General features: G+C 23.9%; 9 protein-coding genes. 1 reads left to right on the forward strand and 8 read right to left on the reverse strand.

What is annotated here, in order from left to right; all coding sequences use genetic code 11:
* Window positions 1-155 precede the first annotated feature (155 nt).
* The 4 genes from GBZ86_RS11790 to GBZ86_RS11800 form a co-directional block, all read right to left on the reverse strand.
* Entirely contained in the window at window positions 156-632 is a 477-nt protein-coding gene (locus GBZ86_RS11790) for a CPBP family glutamic-type intramembrane protease (protein ID WP_152890902.1), read from the reverse strand.
* An 80-nt stretch (window positions 633-712) separates the two neighbouring features.
* Window positions 713-880: a hypothetical protein gene (locus GBZ86_RS17225; RefSeq protein WP_170272230.1), complete on the reverse strand. Its 168-nt coding sequence runs from the start codon at window positions 878-880 to the stop codon at window positions 713-715.
* A gap of 56 nt (window positions 881-936) precedes the next feature.
* A complete protein-coding gene (locus GBZ86_RS11795; protein WP_152890904.1) occupies window positions 937-1,425 on the reverse strand; it encodes a hypothetical protein in 489 nt (162 codons plus the stop codon).
* A 78-nt stretch (window positions 1,426-1,503) separates the two neighbouring features.
* Window positions 1,504-1,815, reverse strand: coding sequence for a hypothetical protein (locus tag GBZ86_RS11800; RefSeq protein ID WP_152890906.1), 312 nt, complete (start codon window positions 1,813-1,815; stop codon window positions 1,504-1,506).
* 199 nt (window positions 1,816-2,014) lie between these two features.
* Between GBZ86_RS11800 and GBZ86_RS17230 the strand changes: the two genes are divergently transcribed.
* Window positions 2,015-2,191, forward strand: a complete 177-nt coding sequence (locus tag GBZ86_RS17230; protein WP_170272231.1) for a hypothetical protein — start codon at window positions 2,015-2,017, stop codon at window positions 2,189-2,191.
* 298 nt (window positions 2,192-2,489) lie between these two features.
* On the opposite strand, the gene GBZ86_RS11805 is transcribed toward GBZ86_RS17230, so the two are convergent.
* From GBZ86_RS11805 to GBZ86_RS11820, 4 genes are all read right to left on the reverse strand, one after another.
* Window positions 2,490-2,861, reverse strand: coding sequence for a hypothetical protein (locus GBZ86_RS11805; protein WP_152890908.1), 372 nt, complete (start codon window positions 2,859-2,861; stop codon window positions 2,490-2,492).
* Between the two features lie 84 nt (window positions 2,862-2,945).
* On the reverse strand, window positions 2,946-3,221 hold the full coding sequence (locus GBZ86_RS11810) for a hypothetical protein (RefSeq protein ID WP_152890909.1): 276 nt from the start codon (window positions 3,219-3,221) through the stop codon (window positions 2,946-2,948).
* A 128-nt stretch (window positions 3,222-3,349) separates the two neighbouring features.
* The gene (locus GBZ86_RS11815; RefSeq protein WP_152890911.1) at window positions 3,350-4,048 is read right to left on the reverse strand and encodes a phage distal tail protein; all 699 of its coding nucleotides are present in this window, start codon (window positions 4,046-4,048) and stop codon (window positions 3,350-3,352) included.
* Window positions 4,049-4,050: 2 nt separating this feature from the next.
* Window positions 4,051-5,684 (reverse strand): phage tail tape measure protein (locus GBZ86_RS11820; RefSeq protein ID WP_152890913.1); only part of this gene is annotated, 1,634 nt, incomplete at its 5' end.

Raw genomic sequence — 5,684 nt, forward strand, 5'->3', positions numbered from 1 at the left:
GCATTTTTTTAGCCTGAAATAAATTTTATTTCAGGCTAATATTTGTTTTAAAAGTTTTATATTATAAATTTACATATGTTTTTTATATAAATTTTAAGAGATTTTTAACAAGTAATTATAAGTAATACTTAGTGTTACTTATGGTATACCTTTATTTACGTCAAATAATTCAAAGCTAATGCAAAAATATTAATTAAAACATGGACATAAAACATAATTTTAAATGAAGATAAGTTTTTAGGTTTATAAAATAAATATGAATATATAATTATGGTACAAACTGGAAAAATGCAAAACATATAATATAAACTATAATTATGCAATGATGTAAAAATTATTGATGTTATTATTAATAAATATATTTTTTTCTTTACACGAAATATTTTTCTTAATATCCAAATTATAAAAATTATAAATAAGGATTCAAGCGCAGGTGCAATAATGCAACCATATATCATCATAAATCCTATAGATTGATCAACAAAAGGTGAACTCAAATCTATACTATCTTTAAAAAATATTATTGCAAATAAGTGAAATATTATTTGTGTTAAAAATGCCAGTATAACTGCTAATAATATATATTGAATATCAGTTAATCTTTTTTGATTTTTTTTTATATAGGCTATCATATAAATTGCTCCTTAGTTCATTTATTAGATTTAAAATTATACTTTAGTAAATATCTAACAATTTAAATATTAACATTAAATTATTTATTCTTCTTTTCTGAAAAAGTTAAAGAGATAAAAGTACATGCTAATGTTAAATATATAAATCCAAATAAATTATTATTTTTAATAAAATCAAGTATACTAATAAATAAAAAACAAGCACTAGAAAAAATATTTAATTTCTGTGATTTAGTTAACTTTTTCATAAATCTATCTCCATATATTTTTCATTTATTTTGTTTTAATATTAATTAGTTACAAATTAAAATGAATCTAATTTAGGGCTTAATTTATTTAAATCACAATTATCGATATTAAATTCATTAATTATATTTAATACTCTTTCTGAAACTACCAAATAAGATTTATCTGAAAGACTAAAATCTTCACCAGTCCATTTAGTATAAGTTTTATCATTTATAATAACACTACCTTTAGGTATCAATCTTTTAAATTGTGGCATTTCTATATTAGGATACATTTCAATAAATTCATCACTTAATGAAATTTCTATATCCTGAAATTCATACCCTATTAAATTACTTTTTTCTATTTGTATTTTTAATTTATCAGTAATTATAAAACATGGAGTACTTTCTAATATATCGTCACCTAACCATCCTGAAAATATAAAATGCAACTTAGATATTTTGGGTTTGAAATTTTTATATCTTACATCATCAAAATTATCATATATCGTATTTTCACCAATTTCACCAGCTACTTCTGGTTCTAACATATATAAATACATAACATTCTCCTTTTAATTTTTGTGATTTAGTTAACTTTTTTATAAATCTATCTCCTTATCTTTTTTATTTATTTTAGCTTAATATTTATTATTTTTAATTTTACTAATAATACAAATACTTATGTTAAGATCTTTAGCTATTACCCTATAAGATCTAGTATCTTTTTTTATTTGTTCAACCTCTTTATGTGAAAGCTTTTTACCTGTTTTTCTAGGTACTATACACATATTTTTTAAGTCTGTTTCTTCTTCATAAGCTTCATTTACACTAAAGTCATTTAAAAGTTCCTCAAAAGTATCTTGGGAACAATATATTTCATTTTCAAAACTTATTGAATTTTTAGGTATTAAATAATAATTATCTAACAATTCTTTTAAATTCTTTTCCATGGGACTCCTCCCTAAATAATTAAGTTCTTACAAACTTAACATTATGTTAATTTCATACATCATAACAATATATACTGTTAATTTGTAAGAATATAACAGTATATATATTATTATATTACAATTAAATGTAACTTTAAAGACACTTTTAATCTAATATTAATTGTAATAATTTAGTTATAGTTTTTAAAGGAGATTTTACATGAAAAAGATATCAAATAAAAAAATACAATATATTATGTCAGGTTTTATTACATTATCATTTGCACTTTCAAGTCTTATAGAATCATTCTCAAATAAATTTATATTTATTTTTGCAATATCTTTTTCAATACTTTCTATAACTTTTTTTACAAAATCTAAAAATAATACTATATAATCTACTTTTGTAAATAAAACTGAATAATAAAATGACTCATTAAATCATTTAAGCTAATGAGTCATTTTTGTTTACTAATTTAATCTATTTAATATGTTTTTTTCTTATATTTTTATGTGTAACATAAAACTAAAGTTTTTTTAGATAAAAATAATTTTTAATTTAAATTAAAGCAATTCTAAGTATTACTTTTAATGTTTATGTATGTCAATCAATGAAATTATAAAAGCATTTATAAATATCAATTAAAATTGTTCTACTAATATTTTTTTGCTTAATTGTAAAAAATTCATATCAATTAACTCTTTAATTCTTCTCTATTATATTCGATCATTTCTTTAATAGCTTCTTCTAACCATTCCCAAAAATCATTATATTCTTTTCTTTGTTCATATCCTATTGATGCAAAGTCATGTATTATTTCAACCTTTTTACTCTTACCTATTTCAAAACATGCTATATCATCATTGTCATATCTTCTTGCAAAAGGAATAAGTTTCCTATGTGGATATCTTTCCTTAAGCCCTTCAACCCTATCAACAACTGTATCTTCGTCCATTATATTCCACAAATCAAAAGCTATCAAATTTAATTCTATAGCTTTTAAAAATGACTCTGGATATTTAAATTTATATTTTTCAAATTGCTTTTCTAAAAATTCTATATTCATAACTACCTACCTATTATTTACATAATTTTTAATATTGGTTAATTATTATTTCTAAATGATGCTTTTTGCTTTCTTATTCTTAATTCAATTGCTTCTCACTGATTTTATAATTGCAATAATACTATCTATTATTCCACCATAAATAATAAATGTAAGTAAGTGAGCAATATACATATTAAAATTAGGACCATCATTCCATATTATACTTCTAAATGGTTCTACATAAACAACTGCATTAAGGATAGGATTAAGTCCAATTAATAATATGTTTTTATCATCATTCCCTAATATATTATTTAATATTATTAAAATACTTATGATAAAAAACCAAAAAGTAAAAGTTTTAAATATTTTTCTCAATTTAATCCTCCTTTTAATTATATATTTAAACTTATTATTATTTATATATAGTTTTTTATATAAATTAACAATTACTAAAATAAAGATACTAAAGTATCAATAATTATTGGTATCAAAAAAATAACAATTTAAACATATTTACTTTTATATTTTATTTTTATATTACAATCATTTCTTGAAATTTTTATATTATTACTTCCTGGCTTTAATCTTGGAAACTCCCAAAGATCTGCATCATAAAATTTATTTATTCCATCTACTGTTATAGTGCCATCTATTCCATGTAAAATTAGGGTTTTATTTTTTTCTAAGTTCTTAATTATAATAGGATCCTCTGATAACCCTTCAATTTTTATATCTATAATATCTACTATTGGAGTAATTTCTACTATACAAGGTGTTTCTAAATTTCCTTTTATATTTATAGTTTTCATAGTAGTTCTATTTAAAGTTTCTTCTATAAAATCTGAAACTTCATAACTATCAAATTCTAGGTTTAATTTATATCTATCTTTTCTTATGGTTTTTTCAATATTACTATTTATTAAAAATGAAATAAATTTATTTTTATATCCATCTAAGGTTAATGTACTTTCTGCTTTTAATAAACTTATTAGATTACTAATATTAGTTAAAATATCTTGTCTATTATTTCCATGGAAATATAAGGTTATCTTTAGGTTTTTAAATGTTATATTATAATCTATAAAAATTGGTTTTAAGGATTTTTTTACCCATTCCTTTTCTAAAATAATATTACTTGGTTGAATATCCACTATTAATTGTTTTGCATTAAACTTAGAAATATCTATATTATTAATTAACATTCTTATCTCCTTCTACAGGCCATGGCTAATTTATTATTAACTTTTCTATAGGTATAATTACTAATTTCTTCCCCATCTAAATAATTTTTTATTATGTAAACTTCCTGTTTATTAGTGGAGGTTTCTTTATTTTTTAATACCTTTTTTAAGCTATTAGTTACTAATTTATCTAACTTTGATAAAGGAATAACTGCTTCATGTTCCTTACCTTCTCCCACTAATGCAAGAGTTGATTTAGTTACTATACCACCTTCAGCTAGAGCTGGAATAGAAGGTAAGTTAATTCCAAAGTGTTGTCCTCCAATACCAGGCACCCAAGAAGGTACATCAAAACTTAACCCATTAACTTTAGATACAACCCAATTGATACCACTTATAGCTGCATTTATTGGAGCTTTAATTACTCCACCTAATGCTCCAAAGATAGATTTAACTATATTTCCAAGACCACTAAATATCATATGCCAGTTTCCAGTGAATACCCCTTGTAGAAATTGAAGAACTCCATTGAAAACTCCTTTAACTCCATTCCATACTGCTCCAATTACTGAAAATAAACAATTTAGTGGCACTCCTAAAAGTCCAAGACTTTGGGTCCAATCCCTTGTAAAGGCTCCCTTTAAGAAAGATGCAAAGGATGAAAACACTGTTTTTATTCCATTCCAAACTGCATTAACTCCATTTCTAAACCATTCACATTTATTATAAAGAATTACAAAGGTAGCACCTAAAGCAACTAATAAACCTATAATTAGGGTAATTGGATTTAAACTCATAACTAAATTCAGTGCTGCTTGTGCAAGTTCCATAGCTTTAGTAGCTACAGTGGTGGCAATTAAGGCTATTTTTTGAGCTATTAACTTAGCAGTATTAAAAGCAATTTTTGCTCCTGCAATAGTTAATTGAACTATCATTTTAGCAAGACTTAAAGTAAATCTTCCCACTGCTTTAGCTCCTGTTAATAGTCCCCTTCCAAGTCCTTTAATTCCTTTTGTTGCTAAGGATGCCCCTTTACTAATACCTTGCCATCCTATCTTACCAACTGACTTAGAAAATTTACCTACATTTTTAACTCCACTCCCGATACTTTTACTAAAGTCTTTTATGGATTTAATGGATTTTCTAGTATTAGTGGGAAGATCTTTTAATACTTTTATACTTCCTTTAACTCCCTTAGTAAATTTACCAAATCCACTTAAAGCTAAATTAGTGGCTACAAATAAAGAACCTACTCCCACCACAAATTTTTTTTGATTTTGGGTTAATCCTTCAAAGCCTTTTGTTACTGTTGAAATTCCTTTTGAAGCTACTGATATAAAGGGGGCTATCACATCACCAAAACCTATTAAGGCATTTTTACCATCATTTAATGCTATCTTTAATTGGTTTCCTGTAGTGGCACTAACTTTTTTAAAGGCTGTATCTGTAGCACCAACACTATTATTCATTTGATTAAGAATACTATTAAAATCTTTTCCACCATTTTCAGCTATTACAAGAGCTGCTTTACCTGCTTCTGCACTTCCAAACATATCTGCTAAGGATTTATTATTTTTCTTAGCATAGTCATTCATACTATTTAATACATCCCCAAGGGATTTTCCACTTTTCATTAATTCAGGTAAGGTTTTTCCTG

Source organism: Clostridium tarantellae (genome assembly GCF_009295725.1).
GTDB lineage: Bacteria > Bacillota > Clostridia > Clostridiales > Clostridiaceae > Sarcina > Sarcina tarantellae.